Here is a 22299-nt window from a genome sequence, read left to right on the forward strand (position 1 = left end):
CTCCCGGAATACTGGACCCCTGCCTCCCCGGCAGGCCCCAATGACGTGGAGAACCATCGTGGAACCAAACCCGCAAGAGAGTCAGCACCAGCCCCGGAAGATCATCCTGGACTGCGACCCCGGCCACGACGACGCCGTAGCCCTGCTGCTCGCGCACGGCAACCCGAACATCGAACTGCTGGCCGTCACCACGGTGGTGGGCAACCAGACCCTCGAAAAAGTCACCCGCAACGCCCTGGCCGTAGGCACCATCGCCGGCATCACCGGCGTCCCCTTCGCCGCCGGCTGCCCGCGGCCCCTGGTCCGCAGCATCGAAACCGCCCCGGACATCCACGGCGAGTCCGGCATGGACGGCCCCGCCCTGCCCGAGTCCACCATCGAGCTGGACCCGCGCCACGCCGTGGACCTCATCATCGACACCGTCATGGCCCACGAACCCGGCACCGTCACCCTGGTCCCCACCGCCGGCCTGACCAACATCGCCCTGGCCGCCCGCAAGGAACCGCGCATCGTGGAACGGGTCAAGGAAGTGGTCCTGATGGGCGGCGGCTACCACGTGGGCAACTGGAGCGCCGTGGCCGAGTTCAACATCATCATCGACCCCGAGGCAGCCCACATCGTCTTCAACGAGAAGTGGCCCGTGGTGATGGTGGGCTTGGACCTCACCCACCAAGCGCTCGCCACCCCGGACGTCGTGGCGAAAATCGCCGCCATCGGCACCACCCCGGCGAAGTTCGTCACCGAACTGATGGACTTCTTCGCCCACACCTACAAGGACGCCCAGGGCTTCGACTATCCGCCCGTCCACGACCCCTGCGCCGTGGCTTACGTGATCGATCCCAGCATCGTCAGCACCCGCAAGGTGCCGGTCAACATCGAACTGCAGGGCACCCTCACCCTCGGCATGACCGTGGCCGACTTCCGCGCCCCCGCTCCCGCCGATTGCCACACCAGCGTTGCCGTGGACCTGGACCACGCACGGTTCTGGGATCTTGTCACCGACGCACTGGTCCGCATCGGCGAGCCCGGCACCGGTGACCTTAAGGACAACGGCACCGCGTCCGACGTCGAACCCGGCCACAGTGCCCACCTCACCGCCGGAGGGGTCAAGTAAATGACTGCCATGACCACCGAAACCGCCACCGGCCGCGGCAATACCGCAGCCCTCATGACCGCCCTGCTGGCCGCCTGCGTGGCGTTCCAGCTCAACGCCTCCATGCTCAGCCCCGCCCTGGTGACCATGGGCGAGGAACTCAAGACCGACCAGGCCGTCATCGGCCTCTCCCAGACCTGGTTCTTCACCGCCGCCGCCCTGTTCTCACTGTTCCTGCCCCGCCTCAGCGACATTGTGGGACGCAAGAAGGTCCTGGTGGGCATGATGGTGCTGATGGCCGCGGGCTCCGTCATCGCCGCGCTCGCCCCGGACGTCACCTGGCTCTTCGTGGGCCGTATCGTCCAGGGCGTCAGCGGACCCACCGTCCCGCTCTGCCTGATCATGTTGCGCTCCGCGGTGAGCAACCCGCGCAAATACGGCACGCTCATGGGCCTCATCACCGCCGTCAACGGCGGCGTGGCCGGCGTCGACTCCTTCGTGGGCGGCTACTTCGCCGAGCACTTCGGCTTCCGCAGCATCTTCTGGCTGATGGTGGTCCTGGCCGCTGCCGCCACCGCCCTCGTCCTGGTCCTTGCCAGGGAGAGCAAGCCTGCCGCCGGCACCACCATGGACTGGCGCGGCGTCTTCTTCATCGTCGTGGCCGTGGGCGCCCTGCTGACCGCCCTGAACGAAGGCTCCAAGCTCGTGGCCGGCTTCTCCGCCGCCACGCTGGTGCTGAGCATTGCGCTGGTCCTCGTCTCCGCCGTCGCCTTCTTTGCCTTCTGGCGCACCGAACAGCGGGCCGCCCAGCCGATGGTGGAAACCGTGCACCTGCGCCAGCGCGCCACCTGGGCACCCCTGCTCACCACCACCCTGACCATGACCGGCATCTTCGCCGTCATCAACGGCATCGTCCCGGCCTACGTCCAGGCCGCGGCGCCCGGCTTCAGCATCGGCCCCACCGAAATGTCGCTGATCATCCTCACCCCGTACGCCCTGCTCGGCTGGCTGGTGGGTCCGCTCAGCGGGCGGCTGGCCCCCGTCCTCGGGTACACCAAGGTGCTGCGGATCGGGCTCCTCGGCAGCATCGCAGCACTGGCCGTCATCGCCTTCTTCGGCCTGGGCAGCCTGCCGATGATGATTGGCGGCACCGTCTTGCTGGGCATCATGTACGCCGGTACCGTCAACATCATGCTCAACGGACTCGGCGTTGTCCTCTCGCCCGCCGGCAACCCCGGCTTCCTGCCCGGCATGAATGCCGGCGCCTTCAACCTGGGTGCGGGCCTGAGCTTCCTCATCCTGCCCGCGGTCCTGGTGGCCACGCAGGCGCTCGGCGATGCGAAGGCCTCCTACCTGACAGTCGTGCTTGTCGGGCTGGCCCTCACCGTGGCGGCGTTCGCCGCCTCGCTGTTGATCCCCAAGCCGGTTGAGGCCGAGGTGGCCCCGTGAGTGCCGCGGCGCAGAACACCGGCCGGATCGTCGTCGTCGGCTCCCTGAATGCAGACCTGACCATCTACTGCGAACGCCTGCCGCAGCCCGGCGAGACCGTGCACGGCAACGGATTCGCCGTGAACCCGGGCGGCAAGAGCGCCAACCAGGCCGTGGCCGCGGGCCGGCTCGGCGGACACGTCAGCCTGGTGGGTGCCGTGGGGGATGATGCCAACGGCAACATGCTCCAGGCCTCGGTTGCCGGTGCAGGGGTGGACGTAGGGCACGTGCGGACCTCCAGCGAACCCACCGGTGTCGCGGTGATTGCCGTGGACGCCCACGGCGAGAACAACATCATCATCTCCGCAGGAGCCAACGGCACGCTGTCCCCCGCCGACGTCGCCGGCGCCGCGGACGTCCTGGACGGTGCCGCCGTCGTCAGCCTCTGCCTGGAGGTGGCCATGCCCACCGTGCTGGCCGCAGCCCAGGCAGGGCACGACGCCGGCGCAACGGTTCTGCTGAATCTGTCACCGTACGCGCACATTCCGGCGGAGCTGGCTGAACTGACAGACGTCCTGCTGGTGAACGCCCACGAGGCGGCGCTGTTCCTTGGCCCCGGGGCTTCGGTCCCGGGCGCGGACGCCCACGCGGCGCAATGGGATACGGTCCGGGAGCGGTTTGCCGGGCGGGGGATCCGGCAGGTCCTGGTGACCCTCGGCGCGCACGGGTCCGTGGTGCTGGATTCGGAGGCGGCTCCCGGCGCCCAGGTGACCTTCGTGGCGCCCACGCGCGTGGACGCCGTGGACACCACCGGGGCCGGCGACGCCTTCACGGGAGCGGTTGCCGTCCGGCTGGCCGCCGGAGACGCCCTCGCCGAAGCTGCCGCCTTCGCCTCTGTGGCGGCCGCCCTGGCCACCACCCGGAAAGGCACCCAGTCGGCGTATCCGGAGACGGCCGACGTCGAACGCCGCCTCCGCGCGTCCTGACGCCGCCGGCGGGATCAGCCGGGGGTTACGCCCGGGCCTTGGTCTGGACGGAGGTCCGCTCGACGGCGGGGCAGTGGATCTTCGCTGCCCCGCCGACGGCTGGGTCGAGGCCCAGGAGCATCCGGACACCCGCAGCGCCCAACTCGTAGTGCGGCAGGGCAACCGTGGACAGCGGCGGGCGCAGGTGGGCGGCAATCACTTCCTGGTTGTCGAACCCCACCACCGCCATGTCCTCCGGGATGGCCAGGCCGTGTTCCCGCAGGCCGTCGTAGAGGCCCATGGCCATCCGGTCGTTGTAGCAGAACACAGCGGTGACATCCCGTGTGAGCAGTTCCGCCGTGGCCCGGTAGCCGCCTTCCTGGTCCGGATAGGACTCCATCACCAGGGCCGGATCGAACGGGACACCGGCCTCCTCAAGGGCCCGCCGGTATCCGGCCAGCCGGCCATCCTTGGCCGGCGCCGGAATGGTGGCATTGATGAACGCAATGCGCCGGTGGCCGTTCCGCAGCAGGATCTCCGTGGCAGACCGGCCACCCTGGACCTCGTCCGGGACGACGGCCCGGGCGCCCGGCTCATCGGAAAAGCAGTTCACCAGGACGAAGTCGGCTTCGCGCAACGGGGCCGGAATATCGGTGGCCCGGTGGAACCAGGTGGAGTAGAGGATGCCGCGGACCTTGTATTCGAGCATCATGCTGATGGCATCCTGCTCCAGCTCGCCATTGCCCTCGGTATTGGCGATGAGCAGCGCATACCCGTGCTTCCACGCCTCGTCCTGCGCCCCGTGGATGATCTGGCCGGCAAAGGGCGTGGTGGCCACGCCGTCGGCCACCAGCCCGATGAATTTGGAGGTGCCGCTGACCAGGGTCTTTGCCATCGCGTTGGGCCGGTAGCCCAGGGTGCGGAGGGCCTCCTTTACGCGCCGCCGGGTTTCCTCGGCTATGCGGGCGTCCTTCTTCTTGTTGACCACCAGCGATACCGTGGCGGTGGAAACACCGGCCGCTTCCGCGACCTCGCGGAGGGTCACGGGGTGGGCCCGCTCCGGCGCGTGCGGCGGATCCTGCGGCACGCCGCCGGCCGCGCCCGCACCATTCTCCATTGAACTCATCTGCCCTCCTTCAGGAGTATATCCAGCAGCAGGTGCCGTCATCCCTTGGTCGCTCCGCTCTCGAGCCCCTGGATCATGGCCTTGTTGAGCACCAGGAACACCAGCAGGAGCGGGGTGATGGTCACGCACACGGCCGCAAAGGTTGCCGTCCAGTCCACCTTGCCCATGGCGCCGATGTAGTTCTGCAGGCCCAGGGGGATGGTCTTGAGGTCCTCGGAGAGCACGAACGTGTTGGCGAAAATGAAGTCGTTCCAGATGAAGATGCTGTTCACCAGGACCACGGTGACCACCGTGTTCACTGACAGTGGCAGCGTGATCAGGCCGAAGATCCGGTACGGTCCCGCACCGTCCAGGGACGCCGCCTCATATGTCTCCTTGGGAATATATTCGTAGAACGAGGAGAACAGATAGACGGACATGGGCAGGGAGAAACCGGCCAGCGGGATGATCATCGACTGGTACGTATCCAGCAGGTTCACCTGCGAGTAGTCGATGAACAGCGGAACCAGGGCGATCTGCACCGGGACGATGATGCCGATGAGGAACAGCCCGCGGACCAGCTTGCTGAGCCGGAACCCCAGCACCTGGATGGCATAGGCGGCCATCATCCCCAGCAGGACGATGAGCACGTTGGCGCCCATGGTCACCACGAAGCTGTTCAGGATGTTCCGGCCCAGGTCGCCGGTTTCGAAGGCCCGGGCGTAGTTCTCCCACGTCAGCGAACTCGGCAACGCGAAGGGGTCGCCGGTGGCGAAGTCGTGTTCGCTGCGCAGGCTGGTCAGGAACAGCCAGGCCAGCGGATACACCTGCACGATCACGATGAGCATGATCAGCACGCGGGAGAGTGTGCGGAACAGGTCCGGCCGGCGCTTGCGGCGCCTCACGGCGGGTGTGGGAGGTACGACGGCGGGCGGCTGGGCGGGCGGGGCTGCCTGGGTGATCATGCGTCTGCCTTTCGCTTCAGCAGGAACAGGATGAGGCCGACGGCGGCGAGGCACTCGATGACGATGAACACCGAGATGGTGCTCGCATAGCCAAAGTCCGTGCTGGTGAACGCCGTCTTGTACATATAGGTGGTGAGCAGCTCGGAGGACTGCCCCGGACCGCCGTTGGTCATCAGGTAGGGGATGTCGAACCCCCGCAGGCCGTAGGTGGTGGCCATGATGGTGGTGGTGATCCACACCGGGCGGATGTACGGGAACCGGATCTTGCTGAACAGGGTCCAGCGGGACGCGCCGTCCAGGACGGCCGCTTCCTCCAGTTCCTTGGGCACCGCGAGCAGTGCCGCGTAGATGATCAGCATGTACAACCCGGTGAACCGCCAGCCTTCCGGTGCGGACACGGCCGCCAGGACCGTGTTCACATCCGAAAGCCACGGCCGTTCCAGGCTGCCCAGTCCGATCCAGTGGAGCAGCTGGTTCAGCAGCCCCACTGGTTCCAGCGAGTAGATCCGGACGAAGAGGAAGGCAATGGCCACCGTGGAAATCACGGCCGGCAGCAGGTAGAGGGTCTTGATGAGCTCCCGTCCGCGGCGGAGGGAGGTAAGGAGGCTCGCGACCGCCAGGGCCCCGCCGAGCTGCAGCACCAGGCAGATGGCGAGGTAGATCAGCGCGTTCAGGAACGCCCGCCAGAAGATGTCATCGCCGACGAACATCCGGATGTAGTTCGCCAGGCCGACGAATTCCATCTCGCTGATGCCGTTCCAGGAGAAGAAGCTCAGGAACAGGGACTGCAGGATGGGGAAGAGGACCGCAGCGCCATAGAGCAGCAGCGGCGGGAGCAGGAAGACCAGGACCGATGTCCGTGACCTGTTGGGCAGCATGGCGGACCTTTACTTGAAGAACTTGGGGGCGTTCTGGGCGATGGTGCTGTCCAGGGTTTCCGTGAACTGCTGGGGAGTGACCTCGCCCTGGACCAGCAGGACCAGTTCCTGCTGGAGCCGGCCGTTGGTGGTGGGGTCCAGCTGGGTGTCCCACGGCATGGCCTGCTTGGACCCGAGGTCCTTTGCCTGGTCCAGGGCCTTTTGGAACAGCGGCGTGGCGTTGGCGGGGACGGTGGTCTGGACGTCGGTGGTGGGCGACAGTGCGCCGGTGGCCGCGTATTGGGCGGGGTACTTCTTCAGGGCGAACTTCAGGAAGTCGCTGACCAGGGGATCGTAGGTCTTGGCGTTGACGGCCATGCCAATGCCCGACGGCGAGACGAACTCGTTCGCCGCCGTCACCGATCCTGCGGTGGTGGGCAGGGTGAAGAAGTCGACGTCGTTGCGGACGGCGGGGTTGAGCTTGTCGGTGGCCAGGCTGGGCAGCTCCCAGGTTCCGATGTTGTACATGGCGGCCTGGCCGGAGGTGAACTGGTTCTGCGCGTCGGAGTAGCCCTGGGCGGAGAAGCCGTCCTGGAAGCACTTGGCTTTACCCAGTTCGGCCATCCAGTTGACGGTCTTCTGCCCGGCGGCATCGCTGAACTTGGCATCGCCCTTTTTCAGTTTCTGCACAAAGTCGGGGCCGGCTTCGCGGAACGGCTGGTAGGCGACGTACCGCTCCAGCGGCCATTGGTCCTGGCCGTCGATGGCAATGGGGGTGATTCCCTTGCTGCGCAGGGCGGTGCACATGGCGGGGATATCGTCCAGGGACTTGGGTACGGCCACGCCGGCCTTGGCCAGCAGTGCCTTGTTGTACCACATGAACTCCAGCTCGAACTGGAACGGAATCATGTAAAGGGAGCCGTCGTCGAAGCGCTGGTAGTCCAGTGCCGCGGGGCGGTAGTTGCCGTAGATGTCCAGGGATTTCAGCAGCTTCTCGGCGTCGAGCATCTTGCCCTGTTTGGCCAGCTGCTGGGCGAACGGGGTGGCATCGGTGTCGAAAAGTTCGGGAAGCTTGTTGGCCGCGGCCAGGGTCTCAAGCTTCTGGATGTAGGAGGGCCGGTCAGGGGTGGTGATCAGGTTCAGCTTGAAGCCGGGGTGGTCCGCGGCGTATTCGTCGGCCAGCTTCTTCATGATGTTGATGACGGCGCCATCTGCCGGGCGGGAGAGGAGCCAGGAGATTTCATGGGGCTTGATCTCGCCGGTGGGGCTGACGTCGGAGGAATTCGTGGAACTGCCGCCGCCACAGGCGGTCAGTGCCAGGGCGGTGGCGGCTGCGACGGCGGCAGCGCGGAGCAGGTTTTTCATTTGGGGCAATCTCCCTTGATTGAACGGATCGTTGGAACGGGTCGGATGGAATGGAGGATGGGTATTCAGTTGTCGGTGCGCTTGCGGACTTCGAGATCTGTGACAGTGACCGAACCTTCGCCGGCGAACACGCCCAGTGCACCGGTGGGGAGGTCGTAGATGCGGGTACTCAGGGCCACCTGCCGGTCCACGACGGCGACGCACAGATCGCCGTCCACCACCACTTCCAGCGTGTGGCGTCCGGGTGCGAGGTCGCACGGGCGTTCAAGTTCTATGGCGTACGGGACGTCGCCCGAGACGTGCCATTGGGCGTCGCCGGTGACGGCTCGTGGCCAGCGGTCGAACACCAGGCGGCCGCGTTTCGGCTCGAGGCGGAGGACGTAGGAGTGGTCCCCGTCCGCAGTCGAGCGCAGCAGCAGCCCGCATTCCGTGGTGCCGGGACCGATGTCCAGCACCGCCTTGGCGTAGAACTGCGTGGGCATCGGATTCGCGGACATGGCGGCAGCGTAGCCGTCCGGGACGTCCAGCCGGAGGGGCAGCCCGCTCCCAAGCTCAAGCGGGACATCGTCCCAGAAGCTGTCCACCAGTTCGTCGGCGAACCCGAACGCCAAGGTCCCGTCGGCGTTTTGGCGGGCCTCCAGCACGGCCATGGTGCCCGCCCATTGCCAGGCGCCGTCGTCGGAATTTCCTTCCTTGCTGGCGATCCAGCCGAAGAAGAACCGCCTGCCGTCCCGCTCCGCCGTCTTTGCAGCGTAGAAGGCGCGCCCGTCGACGCTGTCCCGGGCCGGAACGGTCCACGGGCCGTCGGGGCTCGTGGCCATCCGGTACCGGGTGGTGAAGGTTTCGGAGAATTCCGAGTAGACCATGTACCACCAGCCGCCCCACTGGAACACGTCGGGGCACTCATGGGTGATGTACCGGCGGGGATCCCAGAAGGGTTCGGCATGGGACCAGGTCATCAGGTCGGTGGAGACGCGCTGCGCGATCACGCCCCGCCTGCGTTCCGGTCCGGTGGAGTGCCTGGCGGCGAGGAGCATCCGCCACACGCCGGCTGCCTCATCGCGGAAGACGAAGGGGTCCCGCCAGTCTGCGGAATCGTACCCGTCCGGGGCGCCGAAGGTGAGTTCGGGGTGCTTGGTCCAGGTGGCCATCCCGTCGGTGCTGGTGGCATGCATGACCAGTTGCAAGGGCAGTCCGCCGGGGCCGAGGTTGGCCGGGTTCTGGCCAGTGTAGAAGAGGTGGTGGACGCCGGACTCGTCGGCGACGATGCTGCCGGTATAGCAGTTGAAGTCCAGGTCGTTTGCGGTGCCGTGGGGGAGGGCCACGCCATGGTCCTGGAACTGCGTGAGGTCTTTGGTGGTCACCAAGTTCCACGCCGTACCGGGCTTCGGATCGGCGCGCACTTCATGAAGATAGAAGAGCCAGAACTCGCCATCCTTCTGGAAGGGGATAAGGTCTCCAACCCACGCATCGGCGGGCTGGAAGAAGACTGGGTAGCTCATCAGCGGTGATGTCCGTTCTGCTAAAGCGTTTGATCACCTAGAAGCTAGCGTGAAAGCAGGCGCTGATCAAGCGTTTTAGCAAAAATACTTTCCTAAGGGCCCGAGGCTCAATTTATGACATGGGTCACTTTGCTGAAACGCTTGACCATCCGGCCGCCGCTGGGTATCTTGTCCTGCTAAAGCGCTTAATCACTGCGGTGACCGTGCGGACCAACGAGTGTTCCCCACGGAGCGCCCGGCGGCGGAGGAGCCGCCCCCGCGAGAGGAAGTCAATGATGACCCATGCCATGTCCCGCCGCCACATTCTGCAAGGCACCGGAGCAGGAGCGTTCGCCCTCCTGGCGGCCGGAGCCATCTCCGCCCCACCCGCGCACGCTCGGGATTCCCTGCGCGCGGTCTTCCACCTGACCCCGCCATCGGGATGGCTGTGCGATCCCCAGCGGCCGGTGTTCGTCAACGGTGCCCACCACCTGTACTACCTGCATTCCACTCAAAACAACGGGCAGGGCGGGTGGGACCATGCCAGCACCACCGACGCCGTGGCCTTCACCCATCACGGCGTGGCGCTGCCGCTGCAGCCCGATTTTCCCGTGTGGTCCGGATCCGCAGTGGTGGACACCGCCAACACCGCAGGCTTCGGCGCCGGAGCGATCGTCGTGCTCGCCACGCAGCCCACGGACGGCATCAGGAAATACCAGGAGCAGTACCTCTACTGGTCCATCGACGGCGGTTACACGTTCACGGCCCTCGCGGACCCGGTAATCGTCAACACGGACGGCCGGGCGGCCACCACACAGGCAGAGATCGACAACGCGGAATGGTTCCGGGACCCCAAGATCCACTGGGACGCTGCCCGCAACGAATGGGTGTGCGTGATCGGCCGCGCCCGGTACGCCGCCTTCTACACATCCGTGAACCTGCGGGACTGGCAGCTGAAACGCAACTTCGACTACCCCAACCACGCGCTGGGCGGCATCGAGTGTCCGGACCTGTTCCAGATGAAGGCCGACGACGGCACCTGGCATTGGGTGCTGGGCGCCAGCATGGACGCCTACAGCATCGGGCTGCCCATGACGTACGCCTACTGGACCGGAACCTGGGACGGTAACCAGTTCCTTGCCGACGACGTGGACAATCCGCAATGGCTGGACTGGGGCTGGGACTGGTATGCGGCGGTGACCTGGCCGGTGCCGAATGCGCCGGAGACGCGCCGGTACGCCGTCGCCTGGATGAACAACTGGAAATATGCGGCCCGGGATGTTCCCACAGACGCCACCGACGGGTACAACGGCCAAAACTCGATCGTCCGCGAAATTCGCCTGGTGCGCCAGGGCGGAGGCTGGTACAGCCTGTTGAGCAGCCCGGTTCCCGCGCTGGCAGGCTACGCCACCTCCACCACGGTGCTCCCGGACCGGACGGTGGAGGGCAGCGTCGTCCTGCCCTGGAATGGCAGGGCCTATGAGCTGGAGCTGGACATCTCCTGGAGCGCCGCGGCAAATGTGGGCGTGTCCGTCGGCCGCTCCGCGGACGGTGCCCGCCACACAAATATCGGCAAATACGGTGCTGAGCTCTACGTCGACCGCGCACCCTCGGACCTTGCCGGCTACTCACTGGTGCCGTATACCCGTGCCGCGGCCCCCATTGACGCCGCCGCCAGGTCCGTGCACCTGCGCATCTTCGTGGACACCCAGAGCGTGGAGGTGTTCGTGAACGCCGGGCACACGGTTTTGTCGCAGCAGGTGCAGTTCACCGGCGGCGATACCGGCATCTCGTTCTACAGTGACGGGGGACCGGCCGTCTTTTCCGGAATCACCATCCGTGCCTTCTGAACGGTCTAGCTGAGCGCTTCCAGGGTGGTGCCGGTGCAGTCCGCGAGCTGCGCCAGCAAAGCATCCTGGAAACGGGGGTCGCCGGCTGCCGGATGCGGGGTTTGCCGCTCCTGGTGAAACCAGTAGCCGCCGCTGGCCAAGGCCTCCGCATCATCGCTGGTGGCCAGCCACTCCTGGGTGCGGTGGCCCAGTTCCAGGCTGTCAGGCGCCGACCGGCCACCCATCCGGGTGGGCACCCAGCCGGGGTCGACGGCGTTGCTGGCGACGTGTGGCACCAGCCGGGCCAGCGCCAAGGTCAGCGCAGTGACCTGGAGCTTGGTGGTGGAGTAGGAGGCCGTCGTCGTCCGCCCTTCCCAGTCCAGGCCGCCTAGGCCGGCGTCCCCGCCCCGGTGCATGCCGCTGCTCAGGTAGACCAGGCGGCGCGGACCGGGCATGAGGGCCGTCAGCAGGTAAGGGGCAACCACGTTGACGGGCAGCAGCGCCGGGCCGCTGAGTACGCCGGCGTTGTGGATGACGGCGTCGATGCCGCCGATTCCGTTGGCGTCCGCCGCCAGTTGCCTGACGTCCGCCAGGACGGCCAGGTCTCCGACGACGCTCTGCGCCCCGCGGTCCAGCAGGTGCTGTACTGCGGGGAGCCGCCGGGAGGACCGCGCATGCACGATCACCTCGTGGCCGTCCCGGAGCAGCGTCTCCGCCGTCGCCAGGCCCAGCCCGTCAGTGGAGCCGGTGATGAAGATGCGTGCCACTGGGTCCTCCCGGATTGGTGGTGTTGTCCCCAGACTAGTGGCGGATGCCGCCGTCGGGCGTCCCGACGGCGGCGGCGCCATCAACCGGGCCGGCTGCGGGGTCTGCCCCCGTTGCCGCGAACAGGCGTGCCTTCCGCGTTGCCGGGCCGAAGATGGCCAGGGCGACGGCGCCGAACAGCCAGGTGCCGGCGATGAAGAAGAAGACGCTCTGGTAGCCGCTGCCGTTATAGAGGGCAGCGATGATCAGCGGACCGGCGGCATTGGAAAGCCGGCCCAGGCCGTAGGACACGCCGGTGCCCATGGAGCGTCCGTTGGTGTCGAACAGTTCGGGCGAGTAGGCGTAGGCAAGTGCCGTGTAGCCGCGCTCGAACAGGTTGACCAGGAAGCCGAACAGGACGATCAGCACCGGGTTGAACGTGAGGCCGTAGAGGAGGCCGCATACGGCGATGATGGTGCCAAAGACCACCAGGCACCACTTTCGCTCGAAGCGGTCCGTGACCAGAGACGCGAGGTAGGAGCCGAGGGGTGCGCCGACCGTGGTCAGTGCCACGTAGAAGATGGAGTTTTCAACGCTGAAGCCTTCCTTGGCCAGCAGCGTGGGTGCCCAGCTGGAGTAGCCGAAGAAGCCGATGGTCTGGGTGACCCAGAGGACGGTGAGGAGGAGGGTGGGTGCCAGGTATTTCTTCTGCAGCAGCAGCGTCAGGGGTGCCTTGGCGGCGGCGGGAGTTTCGACCGGGGCGGCGGGCGCGGGGAGGGCTCCCTTCTCCGCGCTGACGGTGGCCTCGATTTCCTTGAGGATGGCGTCTGCTTTGGCGTAGTCGCCCTTGTTTTCATACCAGCGCGGGGATTCCTTGAGCCGCCGCGTGAACAGGATGAAGAGGATGCCCAGTGCGCCCCATACGTAGACCAGCCGCCAGGTCCAGTCCGCCAGGGGGACCACCAGGCTGGCGATGAGGTTGGTGGCCGGTGTCCCGCAGATGCCGATGACGATCGCGTATGCCTGGTACTTGCCGCGCTTGGCCGCGGGGAACAGTTCGTTGACGTAGATGACCGCCACCACGGTCATGGCGGAGAGCCCGGCCGAGGTGAGGATCCGGAAGAGGCCCAGCGACACGATGTCCCAGGAGAACGCGGCTACCAGCGAGAAGGACGCGTACCAGAGGGTGGTGATGACCAGGGCATTCTTGCGGCCCCAGCGGTCTGCCATCCAGCTGGCGATGAGTGAGCCGAAGAACATGCCAACGAAGGAAGCGGACGTCACGTACGCCACCTCGTTGACGCTGACACCCCACAGCTTGATCAGTTTGGGCACGGTGGTGGCGAAGCTGTTGATGTCGGCGAACTCGAAGAAGTAGGCGAACGAGACGGCCACCAGGGCGATCTTGTGGAACTTTGAGATTGGCAACCGGTCAAGGCGGTTGGCGGCGTTGGAATGCATCATTGGAATCCTTGGGGCAAGAGGGAGGCAGGCTAGGCGTTTTCGCCGGGCCAGTAGAGGTTCATGGGGTTGCTGACGAGCAGTTTGTGCTGAAGCTCCGGGGTGGTGGCCACGTGCGGGATGTAGTCCACCAGGAGTCCGTCGTCCGGCATGTGGTGCGTGAGGTTCGGGTGTGGCCAGTCGGTTCCCCACAGGACACGGTCCGGAAATGCCTCGACGACGGTGCGGCCGAACGCCATAACGTCGCGGTACGGGGCGGGCTCCCCGTCCAGCGCGGGCGGACCGGAGATGCTGAGCCGTTCCGGGCAGCTGACCTTGACCCAGACGTCATTGTTCTCCACGAAGCGCAGGAACCTGCCGAACTCCGGCCCGGTCGCCGGTTTGGCCACGTCGGGGCGCCCCATGTGGTCCACCACCAGCGGCGTGGGCAGCGAACCGAAGAAACCTTCCAGCCCTTCGAGGTCCTGGCCTTCGAAGTAGATGACCACGTGCCAGCCCAGCGGGGCGATCCTGCGGGCGATTGCGGCCAGTTCCTCTTGCGGTGCCGCGTTGACCAGCCGCTTCAGGAAGTTGAACCGGACACCACGCACCCCTGCGGCGTCCAGCCGTTCCAGCTCGGCGTCGCTGATGTCCGGGCGGACGGTGGCCACTCCGCGGGCGCGGCCCTTGGAGGCTCGGACGGCGTCCACCATGGCGCTGTTGTCGGCGCCGTGGCAGGTGGCCTGCACGATCACGTTGCGGCTGACGCCCAGGTGGTCCCGCAGGGCGAACAATTGGTCCTTGCCGGCGTCGCAGGGCGTGTACTTCCGCTCCGGCGCGAACGGAAACTCGTTCCCGGGCCCGAAGACGTGGCAGTGCGCGTCCACTGTGCCCGCCGGAAGCGTGAAGCGTGGCGTGGAGGGGTTGCTGTACCAGTCGAGCCAGCCGGGTGACTTGGTGAAGGTGCTGTCCATGGGGTTCCTTTGGCCGGCAGGTGAATGGGCGGCAGTCCCGCGTGCGTCAGTGGACATAGCGCAGGCCTGCCGCTTCGAGGGGTCCGCGCATGTTGTAAATGTCGAGTCCGGGTTCTCCGTTGGCAAAACGGAGGCGTTTCGCCTCTTCGTTGTCTTCGCGCTTCCGCGCAGCCTCCGCGACGTCCGCGGCGCGCGCGGCGGGGACGACGACGACGCCGTCGACGTCCGCGACCACTACGTCGCCCGGGTTGACCAGGGCGTTGGCACAGATAACGGGGATGTTGACGGATCCGAGGGTGGCTTTGACGGTGCCTTTGGAGTTGATGGCGCGGCTGAAGACCGGGAAGTCCATCTCCTCCAGCGCGGCGACGTCGCGGCAGCCGCCGTCGATGATCAATCCGCGTGCGCCGCGGGCTTTGAGTGAGGTGGCGAGCAGGTCGCCGAAGAAGCCGTCTTCGCTTTCGGTGGTGCACGCGGCCACCACGACGTCCCCGGGCTGGACCTGTTCGGCGGCGACGTGCATCATCCAGTTGTCTCCGGGCTGGAGCAGCACGGTGACGGCGGTGCCGCACATGGCGGCGCCGGGGTAGACGGGGCGAAGGTAGGGGCGCATGAGGCCCAGCCGGCCCATGGCTTCGTGGATGGTGCTGACGCCGAAGGCGGAGAGGGCTTTGACGTCCTGTTCCGCTGCGCGGGTGATGGTGGTGTGGACCACGCCGAGTTCCTGCATGTTCGGGCTCCTGGGATGGCTAGCGGCCCTGCTGCTTGAGCAGGGCGTTGAGGCGGGGGTAGACGGTGCGGGCGTTCTGTTCGTGGACGGCGGCCAGGTCGGCTTCGTTCAGCCCGGCGGCGTCGAGGTAGCGGGCAGTGTCGTCGAAATTGTGGCCGGTGCAGGGGTCGATGTCCCGGACGGCGCCGATCATTTCGGAGGCGAACAGGATGTTCCTGTTGGGGATGACGTCCAGGAGCAGATCGACCCCGGGCTGGTGGTAGACGCAGGTATCGAAGAAGACGTTGCGCAGCAGGTGTTCTTCGAGGGCCGGTTTGCCCAGTGCCATGGCCAGGCCCCGGAAGCGTCCCCAGTGGTACGGGACGGCACCGCCGCCGTGCGGGATGACGAGTCTTAGGGTGGGGAAGTCGGTGAACAGGTCGCCCTGGATGAGTTGCATGACAGCGGTGGTATCGGCGTTGAGGTAGTGCGCGCCCGTGGTGTGGAAGGCTGGATTGACGCTCGTGCTGACATGGACCATGGCGGGGATGTCGAATTCGACCATTTTTTCGTAGATCGGGTACCAGTACCGGTCCGTCAGCGGCGGAGCGGTCCAGTGCCCGCCGGAAGGGTCGGGGTTCAGGTTCAAGGCCACGGCTCCGTATTCCTCAACGCAGCGTGTGAGTTCCGGGATGGATGTGGCCGGATCCACGCCGGGGGACTGGGGAAGCATCGCGGCCGGGACGAACCGGTCCGGGAAGAGCCGGCTGACCCGGTAGCAGAGCTCATTGCAGATCGACGCCCACTCGGCCGAGGTCTCGAAGGAACCGATGTGGTGTGCCATGAAGGAAGCCCGCGGCGAGAAGACGGTGAGGTCGATCCCGCGTTCGTCCATGAGCCGCAGCTGGTTCGCTTCGATGCTCTCCCGGAGTTCGTCGTCGGAAATTCTCAAATCTGACGGGGACGGCGCCAAGGCGGGATCCTGCAGTGCGGCGACCTGCCGGTCCCGCCACTGCCCCAGGGCGGCCGGGGCCGTGGTGTAGTGGCCGTGGATGTCGATAATCACAGTGTGTGCTCCTGGAATGAGGGATGGGCGGGGACCATGACGGCGCCCGCCATGAGAAGCCGGGCCGTGCGGATCAGCGCGGATTTGACCACTTTGGTGGGGTCTTGGGCGTCCAGGCCGAGCTCGACGGTGAATTCACCGCTGGGGTGTTCAACTGCGACCGTGGGCGCGGTTCCGTCTGGCAGTACGGCGACGTCGTGCGCCACAGTCCCTTTGAGGATTGCGGCGGTGGCGGCCGTGACCGCGGCGAGCACGCCGATGGATTCATGGCAGATGTGCGGGATGAAGCTGCGGGTATTGACCGCACCGCCGGAGGCCGGCGCTGAGACCAGGGTCATTTTGGGGTAGTTCTTGCCCGTCACGTCGCCGAGGCCCATGAGTTTTCCGCATGCCAGCCGCAGGTCCTCAAGGCGGCCCTTGAGTTCGGTGTCCTTGTTAAGGTCGACGACGGACTCCCGCCCCGTGCGCCCCAGGTCACCGGCGTTGATGATCACCAGCGGTTGGCCATTGTCGATGCAGGTCACCTCCACCGCCCCCATCCCGGCGATATCCACGGTGTCGCGGAGGTTGCCGGTGGGCAGCAGTGAGTCGCAGACCGAGCCCGCCGTGTCCAGGAAGTTGATGGTCACTGGCGCGGCCGTGCCGGGAACACCGTCGATCCGGGCGTCTCCGGCGTATTCGACGTACCGTCCTGCCGGCCCCAAGGGCGTCCGGACCGTAATCTCGGCGACCATGCCGGTGTTCACGGTGAGGACCCGCGCCGTGGTGGTGTCGCCGTCGGGAGTTAGAAGGCCTGACTCAATCGCGAACGGGAGCGCGGCCGCCAGCATGTTACCGCAGTTGGGCGTGGTATCCACCTGGCTGCTGTCCGGCTGGAGTTGAGCAAACAGGAACTCAAGGTCCACCCCATCCCGATCACAGATCGAGACAATCCCGGCTTTGCTGGTTAATGGGTGAGCGCCGCCCAGTCCGTCGATTTGTCGCGGATCCGGCGAGCCCATGGCAGCAAGCAGGACCGCGTCCCGGGTGGCTGTGTCGGCCGGGAGGTCGGTGGCACGGAAGAACGGGCCCTTCGACGTCCCGCCGCGCATAAGCCAACAGGGTACGGGGGTTTGGCCCCCGTCTGGCTGTCCGACGTGAGCATGCTTGGTATGCGGCGCCACTGGGTCCACACGGCCCGCGCTCGCCGTCAAGGGAATGCCCTCATCCATGGTCTGTCCTTCCGTGATGTGGGAGGGCGCCCTCGGTTGCGACGCCGTCGCCTCAAGTGAACCAAGTTACATTCAGGATTGTCAACAATTTCTTATACATTTATGTTGACGGTCTGCTTTGCCGTGGATGTCCCTGGAAGGAGGGGCAAGTAGGCTGGTACGAAGTTGTTGACAATATTGCTTGCCTTGGACAGGCGCACGGAGGTGGCGAAGCATGGAAACCCTGGGAGGTACCACGGCCCGGTCCCTTACGGTTACCGAACTGGTGGATATGCTGAGGTCTGCCATCGTGGGCGGAGACCTGGTGCCAAACCAGCGCTTGGTGGAGGCGGACCTGGCCGCCGAATATGGAGCCAGCCGGGGAAACATTCGGGCGGCGTTGGCAGAACTGACGGTCGAAGGCTTGGTGGAGCGGGTCCAGAACCGCGGCGCCCGCGTGCGCGCTGTTTCCGTGGAAGAGGCGGTTGAGATCACCGAGGTCCGTGCCGCCCTCGAGGCGCTCTGCGCACGGAAGGCGGCCGAACGGATCACGGACGATGAAGCCGTCGAGCTTCAGGAGCTTGCCGGGCGGATGAAGGACGCCGTGGAACGCGGCGACCGGGACTCCTATTCGGAGTGCAACCAGATCCTGCATGCCAGGGTCATCGACATCAGCGCACAGCAAACGGCCGCAGCTACCATCCACCGGCTCCGCGGCCAGGCCGTTCGCTTCCAGTTCCGGCTCGCCCGGCAGCCTGGCCGGCCGGCAGTTTCGCTGCCCCAGCACCTTGCGATCATCGACGCCGTCTGCGCGCACAATCCGGATGCGGCCGCTGATGCGATGCGGGTGCACTTGGAAAGCGTCGCTGACGTCATCCGCTCAACGCACACCTAGGACGCGCCACCCCGCACAACGTGCGGTCCCGCCACGCGTGCTGAGGACCCGGCACACATGGTTACCCGGGAGTAAGTTACCTTGGACAGCAACTGATTCGAGGATGTGAGGGGTTTATGGACAGTCACGCGGCAGCTGTTCGGCCCGCCTTTTCGGCCATGAAGGTACTTGAGCTGGCGCGGTGCGCCATTCTCGTCCTGAGGCGGGAAGACGGGATTATCGTCTCGGCGAATCCGTCCGCGGAAAAACTGTTCGGGCGCGGCCCGGGAGAGCTTGACGAAGTACCTGTCACGTCCCTGCTTCCTGAGTGGAAGATGCAAACAACCACGGGTGTCGCCGGGGCAAATGAACCCGCAGGCGACCCCGACGTTTTCCATACGCGTGGACAGTGGGTAGGGGGCCACAGCTTTACGGTTGAAGTCGGCTTCGGCGGATCGAGCCGGGACCCGTACGTGGTGCTCACCATTCGTGAACTGCGGGACCATGAGGGTGGAACGGCAGAGCTGCAGAATCTCGTCTCGCTGCTAAACGCGACGCTTGAGTCTACTGCTGACGGGCTCTTGGTCGTTGGAGTGGATGGCCGGATCACCGGCATCAACGCAAATTTTGCGTCTATGTGGAGGATTCCGCGCACCATGCTGGCGACCCACGACGATCAAGCAGTGATTGATCTGGTGGTAGAGCAGCTGGAGGAACCGGACGCATTCCTGGCCAAGGTCCGGGAGCTCTATGACCAGCCGCAGGCCGAGAGCCTGGATGTTTTGGAGTTCAAGGACGGCAGGGTTTTCGAGCGTTTTTCCCGCCCCCAGATGATTGGGGATCGAATCGTCGGGAGGGTATGGAGCTTCCGGGACGTTACTGCGAAGCGGCAGGCTGAGGTCAAGGCCGATCAAGCCATGCGCGACCTGGCCAAAAGGGCAGATGACCTGAGGAGGCTCGCGTTTACCGATCCACTGACTGGCTTGGGGAACCGGGCGCTGTTCAATGAGGAATTGCGAAGGGCATGCAGCTCCGGCGGTCCGCAGCATGCGGCGTTGCTGCTGTTGGACCTGGATGATTTCAAAGAGGTCAACGATGTCTATGGGCACCAGTCCGGAGACCGGATGCTCATCGAGCTCGCCCGACGTATCCGTGGCGTTATCCGTAACGACGACATTGTCGCCAGGATAGGGGGCGACGAGTTTGTCGTGATCATCCCAGACGGCTGTGACGCGGACAGTATCGCGGAGAGGCTCGTAGATCTGTCCCGTCGACCCATAGATGTGGGGGGTGTCCAGATCACGCCGAGCCTGAGTATCGGGATAGCACGGTCCGGTACTGACTGTCCTGGGCGGGATAGCGGCGAGGACCTCTTGCGGCGGGCCGATATCGCCATGTATGCGGCAAAAGCCGCGGGCAAGAGCCGTTTCGTGAGTTTCCAGCCAGAAATGATGAGCAAGCTCATCGAGCGCGCTGCACTGCAGGAGAACCTCCGAAAAGCACTTGCCACGGGCGCCGTTGTCCCCTTTTATCAGGTGGTGGTGGCGCGCAGCGGGGAAGTGGTCCAGCTGGAGGCGCTGGCCCGGTGGCAGCATGAGGGCAAGCTGCGATTGCCCTCCGACTTCATCTCCCATGCCGAAAGCACGGGCCTCATCCGGGACCTCGATGCGGCCATGCTGACCAAGGCCTGCACGGACATGTCCGGATGGCTGGCGGAAGATGCCGGGCGCAGCATTGCAATCAACGTTTCGGGGCTGGAAATCCGTGACACGGAGTATGCGGGATCGGTGCTGCGGATTTTGCAGACCGCCGGGGTTGATCCGGGACAACTGGTTCTTGAGGTCACCGAGAGTGTGTTTCTCGGTGAGGAGACCGAAGTCATCACGCAGTTGGCGGAGCTTCGTCGCCGGGGCGTTAGGATTTCCGTGGACGATTTTGGTACGGGTTATTCATCCTTTGGCCGTCTGCACGAGCTGCCTGTGGACGCCGTTAAGCTGGACAAGTCCTTTACCCGGCTCATCACCGGCGGTGCCTACCACTCGCCAATCATGGTCTCCATGGTGGACATGGCGCACAACCTTGGCATGGCGGTTACCGCCGAAGGGATCGAAACCAACGAGCAGGCCGATTACCTGAATCGGATTGGGTGCGACTACCGGCAAGGGTATCTCTACGGCCGCCCCCAGGCACTCCGTGATGTCCAGGCGGCCCTTCCATACCTGACCAAGAAGGGCCGCAGGCGTCCGCCTGGCTAACGGCTCCGGGGGACCGGACCGGGTCGTGCAGCGGCGCCGAGCGGTTCGTTGTCCCGACCGCCCGGCGCCACAGCTGTAACCATTCATCCTTCCCGGCCGGATTGGGTCCACTGTAATTCCTGGACTCCCGGCGTCTTCTCAGGTGCGTAGACGATTCACGCCATGACCGGGATTAGACCCTTTTCCGACGCAGGACCAGGGTGAGGAGACCGCCGAAGGCCAGGAACAGCAGGCCCACCAGCAACAAGCCGGTGTTCACCCCCGTGTTGGCCAGGACCGTCGGGGCTGCAGCATAGTTGGCCTGCATCGGAGCCGCTGCGGCGCGGATGTCAGCAGCGCCGGCCCCCGGCTGGGCCGCCGGAACCTCGGTGGACGGAGTGGTGACCGTCGGGGTGGTGACGGTCGGAGGGGTAACTACCGGAGGATTCACGACCGGAGGAGTAACCACCGGGGGGTTCACCACAGGAGGAGTTACAACAGGCGGCGTGACAACCGGAGGGTTCACTACGGTGGCTGTCGAATCCCCAATCACGCCCACGGAGGTGGCACCAAGGGAGATTGGAAGAGTGATCGGGGCCGCCACTTGGGTTCCCGAGAGGAGTCCGTCGGTTCCGCCGGTGGTGATGGGTCCAGCGGGTGCCGTCGTGGTGCCTGTGGTGCCGGCGCCTTCAACACTTGCGGCTGAATCCCCGACCAGGCCCACGGACGTGGCCCCGAGGTTGATCGGCGCTGTTACAGGCGCCACTACCTGGGTTCCGGATGCGATGCTGTCACTGCCGGTGGTGGTCGCCGCGGGCGCCGGGGCTGCCGGTGCCGTGCCCGAAGTGGCGGGGTTCTGGGTGCTTGCAGCTGAATCACCGACGAGGCCCACGGACGTGGCCCCGAGGTTGATCGGCGCTGTTACAGGCGCCACTACCTGGGTTCCGGATGCGATGCTGTCACTACCGGTGGTGGTCGCCGCGGGCGCCGGGGCTGCCGGTGCCGCGCCCGAAGTGGCGGGGTTTTGGGTGCTTGCTGCCGAGTCGCCAACAGCGCCCACGGACGTGCCCCCGAGGTTGATCGGCGCAGTTACAGGCGCCACTACCTGGGTTCCGGACGCGATGCCGTCGCCGCCGTTTGTGGATGCGGGTGCCGGAGCGGGGGCTGCCGGTGCCGTGCCCGAAGTGGCGGGGTTCTGGGTGCTTGCTGCCGAGTCGCCAACAGCGCCCACCGAGGTTGCCCCCAGGGTGATGGGAACGGTGATCGGCGCCACTACCTGGGTTCCGGATGCGATCCCGTCGCCGCCGTTAGTGGATGCGGCGGGTGCCGGAGCGGGTGCTGCCGGTGCCGTGCCCGAAGTGGCGGGGTCCTGGGTGCTTGCTGCCGAGTCGCCAACAGCGCCCACCGAGGTTGCCCCCAGGGTGATGGGAACGGTGATCGGCGCCACTACCTGGGTTCCGGACGCGATGCTGTCACTACCGGTGGTGTTCGCGGCGGGTGCTGGAGCGGGGGCTGCCGGTGCCGTGCCCGAAGTGGCGGGGTTCTGGGTGCTTGCTGCCGAGTCGCCAACAGCGCCCACTGAGGTTGCCCCCAGGGTGATGGGAACGGTGATCGGCGCCACTACCTGGGTTCCGGATGCGATGCCGTCGCCGCCGTTAGTGGATGCGGCGGGTGCCGGAGCGGGTGCTGCCGGTGCTCCGGCATTCTGTGTGCTCGCTGCGGAGTCGCCAATAAGTCCCAGCGAAGTGGCTCCGAGGTTGACCGGGATGTTGACCGGGGCCACCACCTGAGTGCCTGAAAGTAGCCCGTCATTTCCCGAGGTTGTGGTGTCTGCTGCGTTGGCGGCGACACCGCCGAAGGCCAGCAGTCCGCCGGCAAATGCGGTGCCGAGCAGGCACCTGCGAATGTTGCGATGCATCATTTTAAGTTCTCCTGAAAAGTTGATTTGGGCATACTTCTTGGGCCCGGAAATGGCTCAGT

General features: G+C 65.9%; 18 protein-coding genes. 6 read left to right on the forward strand and 12 right to left on the reverse strand.

The annotated features are described in order from the left end of the window. Positions 1–40: 40 nt before the first annotated feature. From uriH to AC4EEV_RS12095, 3 genes are read left to right on the forward strand one after another with little or no spacing between them, the layout of a single operon-like run. The gene (gene uriH / locus AC4EEV_RS12085; RefSeq protein ID WP_491329049.1) at positions 41–1114 is read left to right on the forward strand and encodes a uridine-preferring nucleoside hydrolase UriH; all 1074 of its coding nucleotides are present in this window, start codon (positions 41–43) and stop codon (positions 1112–1114) included. Next, positions 1115–2542, forward strand: a complete 1428-nt coding sequence (gene uriT, locus AC4EEV_RS12090; RefSeq protein WP_491329050.1) for a uridine transporter UriT — start codon at positions 1115–1117, stop codon at positions 2540–2542. Next, complete coding sequence (locus AC4EEV_RS12095) at positions 2539–3507, forward strand: ribokinase (protein WP_491329051.1); 969 nt, start codon at positions 2539–2541, stop codon at positions 3505–3507. The genes uriT and AC4EEV_RS12095 overlap by 4 nt, the downstream gene beginning before the upstream one ends. Positions 3508–3532: 25 nt before the next feature. On the opposite strand, the gene AC4EEV_RS12100 is transcribed toward AC4EEV_RS12095, so the two are convergent. From AC4EEV_RS12100 to AC4EEV_RS12120, 5 genes are all read right to left on the reverse strand, one after another. After that, positions 3533–4603 (reverse strand): LacI family DNA-binding transcriptional regulator, encoded by a 1071-nt coding sequence (locus AC4EEV_RS12100; RefSeq protein WP_491330880.1) that lies wholly within the window; start codon positions 4601–4603, stop codon positions 3533–3535. Positions 4604–4650: 47 nt separating this feature from the next. Next, positions 4651–5556 (reverse strand): carbohydrate ABC transporter permease, encoded by a 906-nt coding sequence (locus AC4EEV_RS12105; RefSeq protein WP_133831363.1) that lies wholly within the window; start codon positions 5554–5556, stop codon positions 4651–4653. Beyond that, complete coding sequence (locus tag AC4EEV_RS12110) at positions 5553–6434, reverse strand: carbohydrate ABC transporter permease (protein WP_018762754.1); 882 nt, start codon at positions 6432–6434, stop codon at positions 5553–5555. Before AC4EEV_RS12110 ends, AC4EEV_RS12105 begins: the two co-directional genes overlap by 4 nt. Positions 6435–6443: 9 nt before the next feature. Continuing rightward, on the reverse strand, positions 6444–7778 hold the full coding sequence (locus AC4EEV_RS12115) for an ABC transporter substrate-binding protein (protein ID WP_491329052.1): 1335 nt from the start codon (positions 7776–7778) through the stop codon (positions 6444–6446). Between the two features lie 65 nt (positions 7779–7843). Further along, positions 7844–9280: a glycoside hydrolase gene (locus tag AC4EEV_RS12120; protein WP_491329053.1), complete on the reverse strand. Its 1437-nt coding sequence runs from the start codon at positions 9278–9280 to the stop codon at positions 7844–7846. 275 nt (positions 9281–9555) lie between these two features. Between AC4EEV_RS12120 and AC4EEV_RS12125 the strand changes: the two genes are divergently transcribed. Continuing rightward, on the forward strand, positions 9556–11109 hold the full coding sequence (locus AC4EEV_RS12125) for a glycoside hydrolase family 32 protein (protein ID WP_491330881.1): 1554 nt from the start codon (positions 9556–9558) through the stop codon (positions 11107–11109). 5 nt (positions 11110–11114) lie between these two features. Here the strand turns inward: AC4EEV_RS12125 and AC4EEV_RS12130 are convergent, their stop codons facing one another. The 6 genes from AC4EEV_RS12130 to AC4EEV_RS12155 are packed head-to-tail and all read right to left on the reverse strand — an operon-like array spanning position 11115 to position 17112. Then, positions 11115–11855, reverse strand: coding sequence for an SDR family NAD(P)-dependent oxidoreductase (locus AC4EEV_RS12130; RefSeq protein ID WP_491329054.1), 741 nt, complete (start codon positions 11853–11855; stop codon positions 11115–11117). 34 nt (positions 11856–11889) lie between these two features. Further along, complete coding sequence (locus tag AC4EEV_RS12135; protein WP_491329055.1) at positions 11890–13296, reverse strand: MFS transporter; 1407 nt, start codon at positions 13294–13296, stop codon at positions 11890–11892. Between the two features lie 29 nt (positions 13297–13325). After that, entirely contained in the window at positions 13326–14246 is a 921-nt protein-coding gene (locus AC4EEV_RS12140) for an amidohydrolase family protein (protein ID WP_491329056.1), read from the reverse strand. A 46-nt stretch (positions 14247–14292) separates the two neighbouring features. Next, positions 14293–14976 (reverse strand): 4-carboxy-4-hydroxy-2-oxoadipate aldolase/oxaloacetate decarboxylase, encoded by a 684-nt coding sequence (gene ligK / locus AC4EEV_RS12145; RefSeq protein WP_491329057.1) that lies wholly within the window; start codon positions 14974–14976, stop codon positions 14293–14295. Between the two features lie 19 nt (positions 14977–14995). Beyond that, positions 14996–16021: an amidohydrolase family protein gene (locus AC4EEV_RS12150; protein ID WP_491329058.1), complete on the reverse strand. Its 1026-nt coding sequence runs from the start codon at positions 16019–16021 to the stop codon at positions 14996–14998. Then, positions 16018–17112, reverse strand: a complete 1095-nt coding sequence (locus AC4EEV_RS12155) for a 4-oxalomesaconate tautomerase (protein ID WP_491329059.1) — start codon at positions 17110–17112, stop codon at positions 16018–16020. Before AC4EEV_RS12155 ends, AC4EEV_RS12150 begins: the two co-directional genes overlap by 4 nt. A gap of 334 nt (positions 17113–17446) precedes the next feature. Between AC4EEV_RS12155 and AC4EEV_RS12160 the strand changes: the two genes are divergently transcribed. Next, positions 17447–18106: a GntR family transcriptional regulator gene (locus AC4EEV_RS12160; protein WP_491329060.1), complete on the forward strand. Its 660-nt coding sequence runs from the start codon at positions 17447–17449 to the stop codon at positions 18104–18106. Positions 18107–18222: 116 nt separating this feature from the next. Then, complete coding sequence (locus AC4EEV_RS12165) at positions 18223–20340, forward strand: putative bifunctional diguanylate cyclase/phosphodiesterase (RefSeq protein ID WP_491329061.1); 2118 nt, start codon at positions 18223–18225, stop codon at positions 20338–20340. A gap of 172 nt (positions 20341–20512) precedes the next feature. On the opposite strand, the gene AC4EEV_RS12170 is transcribed toward AC4EEV_RS12165, so the two are convergent. Further along, on the reverse strand, positions 20513–22240 hold the full coding sequence (locus AC4EEV_RS12170; protein ID WP_491329062.1) for a beta strand repeat-containing protein: 1728 nt from the start codon (positions 22238–22240) through the stop codon (positions 20513–20515). Positions 22241–22299: the final 59 nt, after the last annotated feature.

It is taken from the genome of Pseudarthrobacter sp. MOO14 (assembly GCF_058267675.1).